This is a genomic window from Streptomyces sp. NBC_00285 (genome assembly GCF_036174265.1).
Classification (GTDB): Bacteria; Actinomycetota; Actinomycetes; order Streptomycetales; family Streptomycetaceae; genus Streptomyces.
In genome coordinates this window covers 905,091-922,692 of record NZ_CP108055.1, presented here as the reverse complement: position 1 = coordinate 922,692, position 17,602 = coordinate 905,091, and the positions used below count along the sequence as shown (strand labels likewise).

13 protein-coding genes and 1 pseudogene are annotated in these 17,602 nt (G+C 68.7%); 10 read left to right on the top strand and 4 right to left on the bottom strand.

The window, feature by feature from the left end:
• Nucleotides 1-136: 136 nt before the first annotated feature.
• The 5 genes from OHT57_RS04385 to OHT57_RS04365 all read left to right on the top strand — a co-directional run bounded on the left by OHT57_RS04385 (nt 137) and on the right by OHT57_RS04365 (nt 6,059).
• Nucleotides 137-1,612, top strand: coding sequence for a cellulase family glycosylhydrolase (locus OHT57_RS04385; RefSeq protein ID WP_443053591.1), 1,476 nt, complete (start codon nt 137-139; stop codon nt 1,610-1,612).
• A gap of 324 nt (nt 1,613-1,936) precedes the next feature.
• On the top strand, nt 1,937-2,182 hold the full coding sequence (locus OHT57_RS04380; protein WP_328744585.1) for a hypothetical protein: 246 nt from the start codon (nt 1,937-1,939) through the stop codon (nt 2,180-2,182).
• Between the two features lie 1,417 nt (nt 2,183-3,599).
• Entirely contained in the window at nt 3,600-3,971 is a 372-nt protein-coding gene (locus OHT57_RS04375) for a hypothetical protein (RefSeq protein ID WP_328744584.1), read from the top strand.
• A complete protein-coding gene (locus OHT57_RS04370; RefSeq protein ID WP_328744583.1) occupies nt 3,949-5,160 on the top strand; it encodes an MFS transporter in 1,212 nt (403 codons plus the stop codon). The genes OHT57_RS04375 and OHT57_RS04370 overlap by 23 nt, the downstream gene beginning before the upstream one ends.
• A 176-nt stretch (nt 5,161-5,336) precedes the next feature.
• Nucleotides 5,337-6,059, top strand: coding sequence for an IS630 family transposase (locus OHT57_RS04365; protein ID WP_328744582.1), 723 nt, complete (start codon nt 5,337-5,339; stop codon nt 6,057-6,059).
• Nucleotides 6,060-6,252: 193 nt separating this feature from the next.
• Here the strand turns inward: OHT57_RS04365 and OHT57_RS04360 are convergent.
• Nucleotides 6,253-6,576, bottom strand: a pseudogene (locus tag OHT57_RS04360) (penicillin acylase family protein); the annotation flags it as partial.
• Between the two features lie 63 nt (nt 6,577-6,639).
• Here OHT57_RS04360 and OHT57_RS04355 point away from each other — a divergent pair.
• Nucleotides 6,640-8,136 carry an acyl-CoA synthetase gene (locus tag OHT57_RS04355; protein ID WP_328744581.1) on the top strand — a complete coding sequence of 499 codons (1,497 nt, stop codon included), beginning with the start codon at nt 6,640-6,642 and terminating at the stop codon, nt 8,134-8,136.
• On the opposite strand, the gene paaK is transcribed toward OHT57_RS04355, so the two are convergent.
• From paaK to OHT57_RS04340, 3 genes are all read right to left on the bottom strand, one after another.
• Nucleotides 8,133-9,428, bottom strand: coding sequence for a phenylacetate--CoA ligase PaaK (gene paaK / locus OHT57_RS04350; RefSeq protein ID WP_328744580.1), 1,296 nt, complete (start codon nt 9,426-9,428; stop codon nt 8,133-8,135). The genes OHT57_RS04355 and paaK overlap by 4 nt on opposite strands.
• 270 nt (nt 9,429-9,698) lie before the next feature.
• Entirely contained in the window at nt 9,699-11,549 is a 1,851-nt protein-coding gene (locus OHT57_RS04345) for a sulfatase (RefSeq protein WP_328744579.1), read from the bottom strand.
• Nucleotides 11,550-11,693: 144 nt separating this feature from the next.
• A complete protein-coding gene (locus OHT57_RS04340; RefSeq protein WP_328744578.1) occupies nt 11,694-13,307 on the bottom strand; it encodes an acyl-CoA synthetase in 1,614 nt (537 codons plus the stop codon).
• A gap of 177 nt (nt 13,308-13,484) precedes the next feature.
• Here OHT57_RS04340 and OHT57_RS04335 point away from each other — a divergent pair, with 177 nt between their 5' ends.
• From OHT57_RS04335 to OHT57_RS04320, 4 genes are all read left to right on the top strand, one after another.
• A complete protein-coding gene (locus OHT57_RS04335) occupies nt 13,485-14,285 on the top strand; it encodes a crotonase/enoyl-CoA hydratase family protein (RefSeq protein WP_328744577.1) in 801 nt (266 codons plus the stop codon).
• Between the two features lie 142 nt (nt 14,286-14,427).
• Entirely contained in the window at nt 14,428-15,369 is a 942-nt protein-coding gene (locus tag OHT57_RS04330) for a Zn-ribbon domain-containing OB-fold protein (protein ID WP_328744576.1), read from the top strand.
• Nucleotides 15,366-16,430, top strand: a complete 1,065-nt coding sequence (locus OHT57_RS04325; protein WP_328744575.1) for a thiolase domain-containing protein — start codon at nt 15,366-15,368, stop codon at nt 16,428-16,430. Before OHT57_RS04330 ends, OHT57_RS04325 begins: the two co-directional genes overlap by 4 nt.
• The gene (locus OHT57_RS04320; RefSeq protein ID WP_328744574.1) at nt 16,427-17,593 is read left to right on the top strand and encodes a thiolase domain-containing protein; all 1,167 of its coding nucleotides are present in this window, start codon (nt 16,427-16,429) and stop codon (nt 17,591-17,593) included. Before OHT57_RS04325 ends, OHT57_RS04320 begins: the two co-directional genes overlap by 4 nt.
• The last annotated feature ends 9 nt before the right edge of the window (nt 17,594-17,602 follow it).

Sequence of the window (17,602 nt, the reverse complement as noted above, 5' to 3'; positions counted from 1 at the left end):
AGTACCCGCCTGGTGGACCGGTCCGCTGCAGGCCCTCGGCCTGGGCCCGGCTCGCCGGCTTGTCGATCAGCTGGGTATCGAGCTCATCGATCCCTTACGGCAACGAGGAGATCAGGTGAAACGTCGTCACGCCCTCATGGCCACCGGCGCCGCCAGTGCACTGATCATGGGTGGCCTTGCCATCGCCACCCTTCCCGCATCGGCAGCCGCCACCGGCTGCTCCGTCGCGTACAAGGTGCAGAGCGAATGGCCGGGAGGGTTCACCGCGGACCTGGCCATCACCAATCTCGGCTCCCCCGTACGAGGGTGGACCGCGACGTTCGACTTCCCGGACTCCGACCAGAAGGTCACCCACGGCTGGAGTGCCATGTGGACCCAGTCCGCAACCCACGTGTCCGCCACCAGCCTCGACTGGAACGGAGCGCTGGATACGGGCAGTTCGGCTTCCATCGGGTTCAACGGTGCGTGGAAGGGCGCCAATCCGGAACCCGTATCGGTCGCGCTCAACGGCGTGACCTGTACCGGCTCGGTGACATCCCCGACCCCCAGCCCCACCGGCGGTCCGACCGGCGGTCCCAGTGATCCGGCCCCGGAGCTGAAGGTCTCCGGCAACAAGATCGTCACCGCGAGCGGCAAGCAGTACCGGCTGCTGGGTGTGGACCGCTCCAGCGGTGAATACGCTTGTGTGCAGGGCAAGGGGCTGTGGGACAGCGGCCCGGTCGACCAGGCTTCCGTCGACGCGATGAAGACCTGGAACATCCACGCCGTACGCCTGCCGTTGAACGAGGAATGCTGGCTCGGCATCAACGGCTCGCCCACCGGAGCCACCTACCAGCAGGGCGTCAAGGACTACGTCAACCTGCTGGTGGCCAACGGCATCACCCCGATCCTCGACCTGCACTGGACGCGGGGCGCCTACACCAACGGGCCGGACTGGCACTGCAAGGACGCCACCGCGACCTGCCAGAAACCGATGCCGGACGCGCAGTACGCCACCCAGTTCTGGACCGGTGTCGCCAACGCCTTCAAGGGCGATGACGCCGTCGTCTTCGATCTGTTCAACGAGCCGTACCCGGAGATCGCCGCCGACTGGGACAAGACCGTCGGCTGGCGGTGCTGGCGAGACGGCGGTACCTGCACGGGCCTTCCCTATGAGACGGCCGGCATGCAGGACCTTGTCGACGCGGTCCGTGCCACCGGCGCGACCAACGTCCTCATGCTGGGTGGTGTGGAGTGGGCCAACGACATGCGCGAGTGGCTGACGCACATGCCAGCCGACCCGTTGAACAACATCGCCGCGTCATGGCATGCGTACAGCTTCAACGCCTGTGCGACCGAATCCTGCTGGGACACTCAGGTCGCGCCGCTCGCACAACAGGTACCGGTTGTCATCGGTGAGTTCGGCCAGGACAACTGCGGCTTCGACTACATGCAGCGGTTGGTGGACTGGGCTGACGCGCGCAGCATGGGTTATCTCGCGTGGACGTGGAACCCATGGGGCTGCAGCACTGGTGGCGTGCTCATCAAGGACTGGGCGGGCACCCCGGAACCTGGCATCGGCGATGGTCTGAAGGCCCACCTGATCAGCCAGGACCCCTACACGACCCCGTAACCGCGCACCCAGCGGCTGCCCAGTCGCGTACGACGCCGCCTCGGCCGGATGCCCCAACGGCACAACTCGGCCCGGGCGGCTTTCGACCACCACGCGTGTGAGTGTGGCGAGGTGCTCGAACCGCAGCACACAGGGGAGTCGTCGGCTCCCGGACTCCAGGGGTGAAACCGGTCGGCGGTTCTTCGCGGTGCACGAAATCCCGGTGGCGGCACGGCACCGACTGCAGCAACACGCGCGGGACACCTACGACGTCGCCCTGGACGTGTTCGACTGGCAGGCTGTGGCCGGCATGCCCCCCCAGGGCGACCTGGTCATGCCGTGTCCGTGGGCGAACTCGTTGATGGTGCCCTCGACTCCGGAGCGGACCGCGTAGCGGGTCTTCCAGTCGGGGGTCTGCTGCTCGGCGCGGACGCGGAGTTGCAGGTCGCGGAGTTCTCGTGGGGGAAGCCCACGGTCCGGGCGCTGTCGGCGGTGGTGGTGCCGCGGGTGCGGACCGGGCAGGGGCGGCACTGGCTCTTGGTGAACCGGGCCACGATCAGCGGGGCGGCGGTGGGCGAGGAGGTCGGGTAGGGGCCGTGCCAGCCCGCGCTGACCTGGCCCTGGGGGCAGGTGACCTGTCGGCGCTCGAAGTCGGGAAGTCGTCCCGGCCGAAGCCTTCGCTCTTGCGGTGCTGGCGAGTGAGGTTGCCCGGCAGTGGGCCGCTGACGGTGACCTGGTGTTTGCGCTCGGCTCGATCACGGCACCTCATCCAAACTCAACGGCGAACCGGGCAAAGGCTCACATCCCGCCCTTTCGCAGTGAGACTCCTCGCATCGATGTCCTACGGCATGCTCTGGACGCCGAGCCAGGGCGGAGCCCCTGTGGCTCTGGAACGTCCGGACCTGAGGAGCGGGGAAGGGCAGGTTGGTCTTGGTCGACAGTGTGCGATGGAATAGGTGGCAAATTCGTGCACATCGAGGGAGCGGGGAGATTGGTCGGCCAAATCCGGGGCGAGTGACCTGTTTATTAAGTGCCGCTACTCTGTCGCTGTACGCAGGTTGACGTGGGAGTGGATCCAGCCAATTAGGGTGGAGTCTCTCAGTAAGCTGGAACCGATCGTCCAGTTCGTCGCGTTGGTGAAGCGTGTTGAGGGTCGGCCGCCGTGAGATTTTAAGCCATCTCGCCCCCTTGATCTTTCTGTGCTCGAGGGGCCGCGAGTAGTGTCGTGTGCAACCAGATGATTTCTGTGGAGTTGTTGAGAGCATCATTTCAGTAAAGTCTGCAATTCGAAGTCGCGTGGTGATGCACCCGCCGCATCGCATCGCCGAAGGCTTTCCAGCCAGTCGTGCGCGATTTCATGAAGTTCGAGTATTGGATCGAGGTGCAGATGTATCCACCAGAGCGGAACGAAGGGGTCCGTCTAGCCGCAGATCGGGTACAGAGACGGATTTACGGGTTCGAAGAACCCTTCTAGGACTCGCGTCGGCGACAGCCTGTTCCGGGACTGCTCGTAACAACCGTTGCCCTTGAGGTAATGGCTGGAGTGCTGGATTCAGACCTCGTGCCGGTACCGCCTCCTACCCAGATGAGGATGGCCGCGTCGACAGCGCGCATAGCCGGGCTGTCGTGGTGATCGGCGCCCCTGGCCGGTAGCTGCAACAATCGTGCAGCGGCCCGTGCGGTGCGATCCATATCAGCCCAGGCCATCTGACTGATTGTGGCTGGCGTCAGCCTTCGCATCCCTCGGAATCGTCTCCTGTGGGGTTTCGCGGCGACGGCATGCCCTCTGGCTGCGCGATAAGCAGCGACCGGAAGACCGGCGTCGGCTGCAAAGAAGAAGGCAGCCTTCCACCACGCATACGACAACTAGGCATCCCACCAACTCTGGCCCAGCAACAAAGATGTCAAGGAAGTAGAGCGACTGAAGTGCCGGATCCTCAAACCCTGGACCTTCTTCCTGCTCGCCGCGAAGTCGACTCAGGAGGGGTTCGTCGCCCGTGCGGCGGAGATGCTCACACCCGGCGGTCGGCTGGTACTCGAGACGTTCGTGCCGCACCCGGGGCGGCTCCCCAACGGGCCCACCCCGGGAGTCCTCCCCGAGCAGTCGGACGTGGTCGTCAAGCGCTGGGTTCCGGACGGAGTGGTCCTGTTCGCCGCGAGCAACACTCCGGAAGACAGGCGCTTCGACTACCAGGAGATCATCCTGCGGCACGGGGAACCTGTACGGCTACACCCAGGCCATATGCGCTACATGTGGCCATCAGAGATCGACGCGCTCGCGGCCGAGCACGGCCTCAGGCTCGAAAGCCGCTGGGCCGACTGGGAGCGCAGTCCCTACCAGCCGGACAGCCGTAAGCATGTCTCCGTCTACACACGCTGACCCGCGCACGGACGGCCAGTCGGTGGGCATCGGCGTCGCTGCAGCCGCGCGTCTGCTGTGTCTGGCCGCCGGAACCTTCGTCATCAGCACGGGCGCGTACGTCATGGCCGGACTGCTGCCCGTCATCCAGGCTGAACTCGACATCAGCGTCGGAGCCGTGGGGCGACTGAGTTTCGCCTACGCGGTGGCATACGCCCTCTGGGCGCCTGTCTGCGGTGTGCTGACGCGCCGCTGGGACCGACGCTGGGTCCTGTTCGTCGGCATGGTCCTGTTCATCGGCGGCACCCTGGGCACGGTGACGGCCGGATCCTACGGCGGGATGATGGCTGCACGTGTCGTGGCCGGGGTGGGAGCCGGGACGTTCACGCCGGCGGCGAGCGCGGCGGCCGTCGCGGTGGTGCCGCGTGCCTGGCAGGCACGCGCCGTGGCATGCATCATCGGTGGCCTCGCCGCCGCCACGGTCCTGGCCGTGCCGATCGCCAGCGTGGTCGGCCATTGGACGGGTTTCCGTCCGGTTCTGAGCGGTATCGCCGCACTCGGTGCGGTCATCGGCGTGGCGCTGTGGTCCATTCCCCGGATCCAGCCCTCCAGAGCCTCCGGGCCTCCCTCGGCCGCCGCACCTCTCGCGGGCGTCGTCGCGACGTTGCTCACGGTGTCGTGCCTGGTATCCGTGGCCGACTTCGCCGTCTACACATACGTCTCGCCACTGTTGTCATGGATGAGGGCGGGAGATGAGACGGCGATCGGGGGATTGCTCTTCCTCTACGGCTGCGCGGGTGTCGTCGGAAACGCGATCGGCGGTCAGCTGGCGGACCGCTGGGGAACGCGCAGGACGGTGATGCTGTCGCTTGCACTGATCGTGGCGTCCACCGTGGCCATGCCGTGGGCCAGGAGCTTGCTCGTGATCTGCGTGGTGATCACGTTGTGGGGGATCAGCGGCTGGATGGTGGTTCCGGCGTTGCAGAGCCAGTTGATGAGACTGCGCCCCGAAGCCCCCGGGGTGCTCGCCGCGATGAATGCCTCCGCGATCTACGCAGGTCTGGCGCTTGGCAGCCTCCTGGGCGGCTTTGTCATCTCCGCAGGTTCCGTCTCCTGGCTGGGGCCGTTCAGCGCGGCTGTGGCGGGTATGACCTTGATCGTCTATGCGGTGCTGCCCCGGATTCCGGTCGCCGGTGGGCGAAGAGGCTGAACGTCACCTGGTACGACGGGCGGTCGCAGCGCGAAGCTGTGACCGCCCGTCTGCATGGCTTAACCGCTGGGCTGCGCCGCGGATCTCAACCGCCGCCGCCATGGTCCCTGTTCGCTGCCAGCACCCAGTGCGACACGAGCAACGCGGCGCTGGCGGCCAGGGAACCTGAGATCAGGGTGGCGAAATACGCGAGCTCACCGAAGCGTACGTACAACTGGGCGCTGTACGCCGCCCGGGGGCGGGGCAACGCACGCATCGCCCGCGAAACGGGAGTGCACCTGGACACCGTGCGCACCTGGCGGGTCCGCTTCGCCGACGGCGGCCTGCCGGCCCTGGCTGACCGCGAGCGCTGCGGTCGTCCGCGGCGCTTCACCCCCGTGCAGGTCGCCGAGGTAAAGGCGCTGGCCTGTCAACTGCCCGCCGAAACGGGGACCCCGCTGTCGCACTGGTTGTGCCCGGAACTGGCGCGCGAGGTCGCCGCCCGCCACATCGCCGGCTCGATCTCGGCCTCCACCGTGCGCCGCTGGCTGCGCGAGGACGCGCTCAAGCCGTGGCAGTACCGGTCCTGGATCTTCATCCGCGATCCGAACTTTCGGTCCAAGGCCGCCCGCATCATGGACCTGTACGCCGGAGTCTTCGACGGCGTCCCACTGGGCGCGGACCAGTACGTGGTCTCCAGCGACGAGAAGACTTCTGTCCAGGCCCGCTGCCGATGCCACCCCACTCTGGCCCCCGGCCAGGCCCGGGCTATGCGGGTCAACCACGAGTACCGGCGCGGCGGCGCGCTGGCCTACCTGGCCGCCTACGACGTCCACCGTGCCCGCGTCTTCGGACGCTGCGAGCCCACCACCGGCATCGTGCCATTCATAGCACTCGGCCCTGCCCCGCACTCGCCCTGACTTGCGGCTACTTACACGTCAAAGCCGCGTGATATCTATGCCTTGATCATGGTCTTGGAGTTCTCCGCGTAGGGGGCGTCCTTCAGGACCGGCATCTTCGACGCTCCGAAAATGCCCGGCTGCACGGCGTCCGAGTCGCTGCTCAGGGCACAGTCCCCGCGCGAGCCGTCGAGGATCGCCACCCCCGAGGCCGGGTAGGTGACCCTGTCCAGGAGTCGGAGGCCGCGTCGGCCCCGAAAAAGCGGGAACGCTCGCCGCGTACGGTCACGAAACCGTCGGCGAGCGTGCACACCTGGTCGGCCGCCTGCGCCCAGCCCGTGCCGAAACCGAGGTCGGCGTAATCCTTGGCAAGGATGTGCGGGATGCCGCACTCGGTGTAGCGGATGGTGGCGGACAGACCGCCGTGGGACGGATGATCCTGTCTGTGCTGGTTCTGCGCGGGTGCGGCCGGCAGCGTGCCGACGGCGGCGCAAAGGGCCAAGGCCGCGACGACGGCGCGTCTGAGGCGGGTGCGCATCGTGCCTCCCAACGTCATTGACGGAAGGGGCGGTTGCGCGTACCAGCCGGTAGGTTGTCCCGTATGACGTCAGGACACGGCAGTACGGTTGACGGGGTGCTGCGCCGCAGCGCCGGGCGTACCCCGGCGCGGGTCGCGGTGGAGTACGCCGAGCGCTCGTGGACGTACGAGGAACTCGACGAGGCCGTCTCCCGCGCGGCGCGCCTGCTCCTCGACCAGGGCCTCGACCCCGGGGACCGGGTCGGCGCCTACGGCCACAACTCGGACGCGTATCTGATCGGCTTCCTGGCCTGCGCCCGCGCGGGGCTCGTGCACGTGCCGGTGAACCAGAACCTCACCGGGGACGACCTCGCGTACATCGTCGGCCAGTCGGGCTGCACGCTCGTCCTCGCCGATCCGGACCTCGCGGACCGACTCCCGGACGGCGTACGGACGTTGCCCCTGCGGGACGACGAGGAGTCCCTGCTGGCACGCCTGGGCGCGACACCGCCCTACGACGGACCCGAACCGCAGGGCGAGGACCTCGTCCAGCTGCTGTACACGTCCGGGACGACGGCCCTGCCCAAGGGCGCGATGATGACCCACCGCGCCCTGGTGCACGAATACCTGAGCGCGATCACCGCCTGCGACCTGAGCGCCGGCGACCGGCCCGTGCACTCGCTGCCGCTGTACCACTCGGCCCAGATGCATGTTTTCCTGCTGCCCTACCTCGCGGTCGGCGCGACCAACGTCATCCTCGACTCACCCGACGGCGACCGCCTCTTCGACCTGATCGAAGCGGGCCGCGCGGACAGCCTGTTCGCCCCGCCCACCGTGTGGATCGGCCTCTCCAATCGGCCCGACTTCGCCACGCGTGACCTCAGCGGCCTGCGCAAGGCCTACTACGGTGCCTCGATCATGCCGGTGCCGGTACTGGAACGACTCCGTGAGCGGCTGCCGAAGCTGGCCTTCTACAACTGTTTCGGCCAGAGCGAGATCGGCCCGCTCGCCACCGTCCTCGCCCCCGACGAGCACAAGCGGCGGATGGACTCCTGCGGCCGTACCGTCCTGTTCGTCGACGCGCGGGTCGTGGACGAGGACGGCAAGGACGTGCCCGACGGCACGCCCGGCGAGATCGTCTACAAGTCACCGCAGCTGTGCGAGGGGTACTGGGACAAGCCCGAGGAGACCGAAGCGGCCTTCCGGGACGGCTGGTTCCACTCCGGCGACCTCGCGGTGCGGGACGCCCACGGCTACTTCACGATCGTCGACCGGGTGAAGGACGTCATCAACTCAGGCGGCGTGCTGGTCGCTTCACGCCAGGTCGAGGACGCCCTGTACACCCACGAGGCGGTTGCCGAGGTCGCGGTGATCGGCCTGCCCGACGAGCGGTGGATCGAGGCCGTCACGGCGGTCGTCGTCCCGCGCGGCGAGGTCACCGAGGCCGAACTCCTGGACCACGCGCGCGAGAAGCTCGCCCACTTCAAGGCGCCGAAGCGGGTCCTGTTCGTCGACGAGCTGCCGAGGAACGCCAGCGGCAAGATCCTCAAGCGGGAGTTGAGGGACCGGTTCGCCGGCTAGCGGGGGCGCATGTCGACGATCCGGCGGATCTTTCCGACGGACCGCTCCAGGGACTCCGGCTCGACGATCTCGACGGTGACCGACACCCCGATGCCGTCCTTCACGGCCGCCGCGATGGCGTGCGCGGCCGCCTCCCGGGTCCCGGGGGTCGCGCCGGGCCGGGCCTCGGCCCGCACGGTGAGGGCGTCGAGACGGCCCTCACGGGTGAGACGGAGCTGGAAATGGGGCGCGACACCCGCGGTGCGCAGGACGATCTCCTCGATCTGGGTGGGGAAGAGGTTCACTCCGCGCAGGATCACCATGTCGTCGCTGCGGCCGGTGACCTTCTCCATCCGCCGGAACACCCGGGCGGTGCCCGGCAGCAGCCGGGTCAGATCCCGCGTCCGGTACCGGATGACCGGCATCGCCTCCTTGGTGAGCGAGGTGAACACCAGCTCACCGCTCTCACCGTCCGGCAGCACCTCCCCGGTGACCGGATCGACGATCTCGGGGAAGAAGTGGTCCTCCCAGACATGGAGCCCGTCCTTGGTCTCCACGCACTCCTGCGCGACACCCGGGCCGATCACCTCCGACAGCCCGTAGATGTCGACGGCGTCGATCGCGAACCGCTCCTCGAGCTCGCGGCGCATCTCCTCCGTCCAGGGCTCGGCGCCGAAGACACCCACCCGCAGCGAGGTGCCGCGCGGATCGACGCCCTGCCGTTCGAACTCGTCGAGAAGGGTCAGCATGTACGACGGGGTCACCATGATGACCCCGGGTTCCAGGTCCTGGATGAGCTGGACCTGCCGGGCCGTCATCCCGCCGGACGCGGGGACGACCGTACAGCCGAGCCGTTCGGCGCCGTAGTGTGCGCCGAGCCCGCCGGTGAAGAGCCCATAGCCGTACGCCACATGCACGACGTCTCCGGGCCGTCCGCCCGCGGCCCTGATGGACCGCGCCACCATGTCGGCCCACACAGAGAGGTCGTTGTCGGTGTAGCCGACGACTGTGGGGCGTCCGGTGGTGCCGCTGGAGGCGTGGATGCGACGCACCTGGTCCCGGGGCACGGCGAACATCCCGTACGGATAGTTCTCCCGCAGATCGGCCTTGGTGGTGAAGGGGAAGTGAGCCAGGTCGGTCAGGGACCGGCAGTCCTCCGGCCGGACGCCCGCCTTGTCGAAGGACTCGCGATAGAACGGCACGTTCTCGTACGCGTGCCGAAGCGAGCGCCGCAAGCGCTCCAGCTGCAACGCCTCCAGCGCTTCGGCATCCAGCCGTTCCCCCGAGTCCAGCAGCTCCGCCGCATCCGCCATCGGAACGTCCCTTTCGCCCATCGCCGCATTCCGGGCGACCGATCATTCGGTCGTGGTGCTGCGGATCAGTAATCCAGGCGATCCGCGTGGAGGCAAGGGGTCGGCGCACATTGCGGCGGAGCCGGCCGCGCATCGGCGGCCCGCGCCCGTGGCAGTGCCTCGGTGATCCCTGAGGCTCGGCTGGTGGCCGTCGGCGGCGGTCATCCCGTGCACCAGGCCGGGCGGGTGGAGTTCCCGGTCGGCCTGGTGCCGTTCACGCAAGGGCGAGCGTCACTTGGCGAACGCCGTCATGAAGCGGTCGCGGAACTTGTCCATGCCCCACACCGGCGCGTTGTCGGCGGGCTTGAGGCCGTCGGTCCAGTTCCAGTCGGCGACCCGGTCCAGCACCTTCGGGTCCTTCGCGACGATCGTGATCGGCACGTCCCTGCTGGTGGAGCCCTTGGTGACGGTCGGCACGGGCTGGTGGTCGCCGAGGAAGACAAGCACCGTGTTCTCGTCGCCGTAGCGCTGCATCCACTGGGTCAGGCTGTCCACGGAGTACTGGATGGCCTTGCGGTACTCGGTGCGCACGCGGTCCTGGCTCTTCCAGACCTCCGTCGGGTTCGTGCCCTCCTTCTTGATCTTTTCGAAGATCGAACCGTCCCCGAGGTCGTTCCAGTCGATCGTGTGGGCGATCGGCGACCAGGGGTTGTGGCTGGACGCCAGGATGATCTCCGCCATGATCGGGTCACGGTTCTTCTTGCCGTGCTCCAGCTTCTGGAAGGCCTCCAGGCTGAACTGGTCCGGCACCGGCGTCCAGCTGAAGTAGGGGCCCTTGTAGCCGAGATGCGTGGAGTCGTAGATGTGGTCGAGGCCGAAGTACTTGCCCTCGGGCCAGGTCTTGCGCACACCCGGCACGATGCCGACCGTGCGCCAGTCGCCGGTCTTCTGGAAGTAGCTGGTGAGGGTCGCGCGGTCACTGCCGGTGAGGTTCAGGTACCGCTGCTGGTTCTTGACCCACAGGCCGGACAGGAACGTCGAGTGGGCCATCCAGCTGCCGGCGCCCGTCACGGGGGACGTCAGCCAGCCGCTGCGGGACGCGAAACCGGCCTTCTTGAGCGTCGCGTCGCCCTTCGCGAGCGTCGCGTCCATCTCCGGTGCCATCTCCGGGTCGTCGATCGCCACCCGGCCGTAGCTCTCGATGAACGTGAACAGGACGTCCTTGCCGTGCAGTCCGGTCAGGAGCTGGTCGGGAGGGGTGGCGGCGAAGGCGTCGACGGCGGACTGCTTCTCGAAGACCTGGGCGTCGCCCAGCCCGTTGCGCACCTGCTGCACCCGGTTGGCGAGGAACTCGGTGTTGCCCTTGGTGGCGAACGAGACACCGCCGAACTGCACGCCCACCGTGAAGCAGGTCACCCACACCGTGCCGAGGACGAGGATGGTGCCGACGGCCGTGGAGCGGTGGGTGGACATCACGCTCGTCAGCCGTACCGTCGCCCATGTGCACAGCGCGAGCAGGGCGACGAACAGGACGATCACCCCGGCCACCGCGAGCACCTCGCCGGTGCGGCCGAACGTCTCCTTGAGCCAGTCCGTCGCGTTGCCCAGCATGATCCAGTCGAAGACCAGGTCGAACGGCCTGGCCAGGGTCTGGTAGAAGCCCATGTCCATGAACTTCAGGACCGCGAACAGTCCGAGGAACAGCCCCGAGCCGACCGCCGCGATCCGGCCTGTTTTCGGCGGCAGTACGAGGAGGACGGCCACGAGGACGATCGCCTCGACGGGGAGACGGAAGAACGACTGCAGGTTCATGTGGTCGAGCCGGTTGGGAAAGAGCAGCACGAGCAGCACCAGCAGACCGGCCAGCACGCTCGCGGCGACGGACATCCCGCGCGCCGTACGGGGGTAGCGGCGACGCCAGCCGAACCAACCGGGGCGCGGGGAGCCGGGCGGGTCCGGTGGGCCGGTCTCGTCACCGGCCTCGGAGATCACCGCGTCCTCGGTGGACTCGGTGGACTCGGCAGACCGGGTCTCCTCCGTGGCCTCCCCTGTCACGCCGTCCCCCGTCGCACCCCCACCTTCCGCTTCGGCCTCGTCCTGAGCGGTGTCCGGCAGTTGACGAGAGCGAGTGAAGAGTGACACCCGGTGGTCCTTCCGTGCGGTCTTGCGGTGGCGTGCGGTCCTGCCACGACGGCATGACGAACAGGGCCCGCTGGCCGAGCCTTCCACCACCACTACGTTCGCACGTCACGTCCCGTTCAGTTGCACGAGGTCGCAAGTAGAGCGTCACTCGTCGGCCGACACCGCCACTTTCTGCGCCCACCGGTAGTCCGCCTTGCCGCTCGGCGACCTGCGGATGGACTCTGCGAGCACCAGCTGGCGCGGGACCTTGTATCCCGCGAGCCGTGGGCGGCAGTGCGTCTGGAGATCGTCCAGGGACATCCGGGCCGCGCCCTCACGCAACTGCACCACCGCCGCCACATGGTGCCCCCACTTCACGTCCGGCACCCCCGCCACGAGCGCGTCGTACACGTCCGGATGTGCCTTGAGGGCCTGTTCGACCTCCTCCGGGTACACCTTCTCGCCGCCCGTGTTGATGCACTGCGAGCCCCGTCCGAGGACGGTGACGACGCCCTCCTCGTCGACGGTGGCCATGTCGCCGAGCAGTACCCACCGCTGACCGTCCTTCTCGAAGAAGGTCTCGGCGGTTTTCCGCGGGTCGTTGTAGTAGCCGAGCGGGACGTGCCCGCACTGCGCGACCCGCCCCACCTCACCCGCGGCAACGGGTTCACGGGTGGCCGGATCGACGACCTGGGTACGGGAGTTGACCCGGACGCGGAAGCCGCGTTCTGGCCCGGAATCGTCCGTCGCCGTGCCGTTGAAGCCGGACTCGGAGGAACCGAAGTTGTTGAGCAGCATGGCGTTCGGGACGAGCGCCCGGAACTGCCTGCTCACCGTGTCCGACATGATCGCGCCCGACGAGGACACGCTGAACACCGACGACATGTCGGTGCCCTTCATCGGGCCGTCCAGCGCGTCGATGAGGGGCCGCAGCATCGCGTCGCCCACCAGCGACATGGCGTTGACCCGCTCCGCCTCGATGGTCCGCAGCACCTCCACGGGCTCGAACTTGCGGTGCAGCACGACCCGCTGGCCGAAGTTGAAGCCGATGAGCGCCGTCAGTGTGGAGGTGCCGTGCATCAGCGGGGGAGTGGGGAAGAAGGTGATGCCCGAGCCGCCCGCGGCGACCCGCTCGGAGAGCTCCCCGGGCCGCTTGACCGGCTCGCCCGTCGGCGCGCCGCCGCCCAACCCCGAGAAGAACAGGTCTTCCTGACGCCACATCACGCCCTTGGGCATCCCCGTGGTGCCGCCGGTGTAGATGATGAACTGGTCGTCGGCCGAGCGCGCCGGGAACCCGCGCTCCGCCGATCCGGCGGCCTGTGCGTCGGCGAAGTCCACCGCCGGTGGCCCACTGGCCTCCGGGTCCCCGACCCGCACCAGGTGCCGCAGCCGCTGCGCGCGTGGCAGCGCGGCCGCGACCCGGCCGGAGAACTCCGTGTCGAAGACGAGCCCGACCAGATCGGCGTCCCGGTAGAGATAGACCAACTCGTCTTCTACGTATCGGTAGTTGACGTTCACGGGGACGATCCGTGCCTTCATGCAGCCCAGCAGCGTCTGTACGTACTCCACACCGTTGTACAGGTGCAGCCCGACGTGCTCGCCGGCCTGGATCCCGCTGTCCAGCAGATGGTGTCCGATGCGATTGGCCGCGGCGTCCAGTTCCGCGTACGTCAGCCGACGCTCCGCACCCGTACCGGGAATGTCGAGGTACGCGAGCGCCTCACGATCCGGCACCACGTCGACGACCGACTCGAACAGGTCGGCAAGGTTGTACTCCACCGTTCCTCCTGTGCTGGCGCGGTCCGGCTCCATGTGGCGGTTCGCCGTCATCAGAGCAAAGGGCGGCGTGACTGGGAAGGGTTCGCGCGAAGAAATCTGACTGACTGTCAGAAAACCCTTGAAGTGCTTCGGCGCCTACTGCAACCTGTTCTCGTTCTGGCAGAGGGGAGACGGGCTATGGGTGGGACCGAACACCTCGACATCCAGCGCGAGGGCGCCACACTGGTGCTCACGCTCAACAGGCCGGAGGCGAAGAACGCGCTCTCGTTGCCGATGCTGGTCGGCCTCTATGACGGCTGGGTGGAGGCGGACGCGGACGACTCGATCCGTTCGATCGTCTTCACCGGCGCCGGCGACTCGTTCTGCGCCGGCATGGACCTCAAGGCCCTCGCGGGCAAGGACACCGGAGGCGAACAGTACCGGGACCGGCTGACCGCCGACCCGGACCTGCACTGGAAGGCGATGCTGCGCCACCACCGGCCCCGCAAGCCGGTGATCGCGGCGGTCGAGGGCTACTGCGTGGCAGGCGGCACGGAGATGCTCCAGGGCACCGACATCCGGGTCGCCGGCGAGTCCGCGACCTTCGGACTCTTCGAGGTCAAGCGCGGCCTCTTCCCGATCGGCGGTTCCACGGTCCGCCTGCAGCGTCAGATCCCGCGGACCCACGCACTGGAGATGCTGCTCACCGGCCGCCCGTACACCGCACGGGAGGCCGCGGGCATCGGCCTGATCGGGCACGTCGTCCCCGACGGCACCGCGCTCGCCAAGGCCCTGGAGATCGCCGAACTCGTCAACGCCTGCGGCCCGTTGGCCGTCGAGGCGGTCAAGGCCTCGGTGTACGAGACGGCCCAGATGACCGAGACCGAAGGGCTCGCCGCCGAACTCGAGCGGGGCTGGCCGGTCTTCGCCACCGCCGACGCGAAGGAGGGTGCCCGCGCGTTCGCGGAGAAGCGTCCGCCCGTCTACAAGCGTGCGTAGCGCTGCGCCGGCCTCGGCCGTTCGGAGCCCGCGGGCCGTGTGCGGCCGGTCGCGCCCACGCGGCGGAGCCGCACATGTCACCGCCCCGCGCCCCTGAAGGGGCGCTCCTGCGCACGCCGACCCCGAAGGAGGCAGGCCCCCGATGTCCGCAGTCCTCAAGGCCCCGCTCGTCGTCGAATTCCCCTTCACCCGCTCCCTCGGCCCCGTCCAGAGCGCCTTCCTCACCGCCCTGCGTCACCGTGTCGTGCTCGGCGTGAAGACCCGTGACGGCCGCACCCTGGTCCCACCCGTCGAGTACGATCCCGTCACCGCCGAGGAGATCAGCGAACTCGTGCATGTCGGCATCACCGGCACCGTCACCACCTGGGCGTGGAACCACGAACCCCGCCGCGGCCAGCCGCTGGACACACCCTTCGCCTGGGTCCTGGTCAAGCTCGACGGCGCCGACACCGCCCTGCTGCACGCCCTCGATGCCCCAGGCCCGGACGCCGTCCGCACCGGCATGCGCGTCCGCATCCGCTGGGCCGAGGAACCCACCGGTGCCATCACCGACATCGCCTGCTTCGAGCCGTACGACGGAGACGAATCCACCGTCACCGTCCACGCCGGCGAGTTCGAGGACCCGGTGACCGGCATCGTCGCCCAGGCCCGCCTCGACTACACCTACTCACCGGGCCGCGCCCAGACCGCCTACATCAAGGCCCTCGCCGAACACCGGGCCGTCGGCGAGCGCTGCCCTTCCTGCCAGAAGGTGTACGTCCCGCCGAGGGGTGCGTGCCCCACATGTGGCGTGGCCACATCGGAACAGGTGGAAGTGGGGCCGGGCGGCACGGTCACCACGTTCTGCATCGTCAACATCAAGGCGAAGAACCTCGACATCGAGGTGCCGTACGTCTATGCCCACATTGCCCTCGACGGCGCCGACCTCGCCCTGCACGGCCGGATCGGAGGCATCCCCTACGACCAGGTGCGCATGGGTCTCAGGGTCGAGCCGGTGTGGAACGAGGGCGGCAGTTACCCGGACCACTACCGGCCGACCGGCGAACCCGACGCGGACTACGAGACGTACAAGGAGCTCCTGTGACCAGCGAAGCAGCCCCGGGGCCCCGCGACATCGCCGTGGTGGCCTTCGCCCAGTCCGACACCCTGCGCACCACCTCGGACGTCTCCGAGGTGGAGATGCTCATGCCGGTCCTGCACGACGTCCGCGCGCAGACCGGCCTCAAGACCGCCGACATCGGCTTCACCTGCTCCGGTTCCTGCGACTACCTCGCGGGGCGTGCCTTCTCCTTCACCCTCGCCCTCGACGGCGTGGGTGCCTGGCCGCCGATCTCCGAGTCGCACGTCGAGATGGACGGGGCCTGGGCCCTGTACGAGGCGTGGACCAAGCTGCTGTCCGGGGACGCCGACACCGCGCTCGTGTACTCCTACGGCAAGTCGTCGCCCGGCTCCCTGCGCGATGTGCTCACCCGCCAGCTCGACCCGTACTACGTCGCCCCCCTGTGGCCCGACTCCGTCGCCCTCGCCGCCCTCCAGGCCCAGGCACTCATCGACGCGGGCGACACGGACGAGCCCGAACTGGCGGCGATCGGCGCCCGCAGCCGTGCGACCGACAACCCGCATGCCCAGCTCAAGGGCCCGGTTCCGCACGGCGACTACCTCGTACGGCCCCTCCGTACCGGCGACTGCCCGCCCATCGGCGACGGGGCCGCCGCCGTGATCCTCGCGGCGGGGGAGCGGGCCAGGCAGCTGTGCGCACGCCCCGCCTGGATCCGCGGGATCGACCACCGCATCGAGGCGCACTCGCTCGGTGTCCGCGACCTCACCGACTCGCCGTCCGCCCGCCTGGCCGCCGAGAAGGCGGGCGCCTTCGAACGGCCCGTGGACACCGCCGAGTTGCACGCGCCGTTCACCTCCCAGGAAGTCGTCCTGCGCAAGGCCCTCAGGCTCGGCGACGAGGTCCTCGTCAACCCGTCCGGCGGGGCCCTCGCGGCCAACCCGATGATGGCTGCGGGTCTCGCTCGCATCGGCGAGGCCGCCGCCCGTATCCACCGGGGCGAGTCCGACCGGGCACTCGCCCACGCCACCTCCGGGCCCTGTCTGCAGCAGAACCTGGTCGCCGTACTCGAAGGGGATCCCCGATGAGCAAGGAGCCCGTGGCCGTCGTAGGAATCGGCCAGACCAAGCACGTCGCGGCGCGCCGGGACGTGTCGATCGCGGGGCTCGTCCGGGAGGCGGCCCGACGGGCGCTCGACGACGCCGAGCTGACCTGGGCGGACGTGGACGCCGTGGTGATCGGCAAGGCGCCCGACTTCTTCGAGGGCGTCATGATGCCGGAGCTGTACCTGGCCGACGCGCTCGGCGCGGTGGGCAAACCGATGCTGCGCGTGCACACGGCGGGCAGCGTCGGCGGGTCCACGGCGCTGGTCGCCGCGAACCTGGTGGCCTCCCGGGCACACGCCACGGTGCTCACCCTCGCCTTCGAGAAGCAGTCCGAGTCCAACGCCATGTGGGGCTTGTCCCTTCCCATCCCCTTCCAGCAACCCCTGCTGGCCGGTGCGGGCGGTTTCTTCGCGCCGCACGTGCGCGCGTACATGCGGCGCACCGGCGCCCCCGACACCGTCGGCTCGCTGGTGGCGTACAAGGACCGCCGCAACGCGCTCAAGAACCCGTACGCGCATCTGCACGAGCACGACATCACTCTGGAGAAGGTCCAGGCCTCACCCATGCTCTGGGACCCGATCCGCTACTCGGAGACCTGCCCGTCCTCCGACGGCGCCTGCGCGATGGTGCTCACCGACCGGGCCGGTGCCTCACGCGCGCCCAGGCCCCCGGCCTGGATGCTGGGCGGGGCAATGCGCAGCGAGCCCACCCTCTTCGCCGGCAAGGACGCGGTGTCGCCGCAGGCCGGCAAGGACTGCGCGGCCGACGTGTACCGGCAGGCCGGGATCTCCGACCCACGCCGGGACATCGACGCCGTCGAGATGTACGTGCCGTTCTCCTGGTACGAGCCCATGTGGCTGGAGAACCTCGGATTCGCCGACGAGGGCGAGGGCTGGAAGCTGACCGAGGCCGGGGTCACCGAGCTGGACGGTGACCTGCCCGTCAACATGTCGGGCGGTGTCCTGTCCACCAACCCGATCGGGGCCTCCGGCATGATCCGCTTCGCGGAGGCCGCACTCCAGGCCCGCGGACAGGCCGGGGAACACCAGGTGGACGGTGCCCGCAGGGTGCTCGGGCACGCCTATGGCGGCGGATCCCAGTTCTTCTCCATGTGGCTCGTGGGGTCTGAACCCCCGGATGCGTGAAATGCCTGC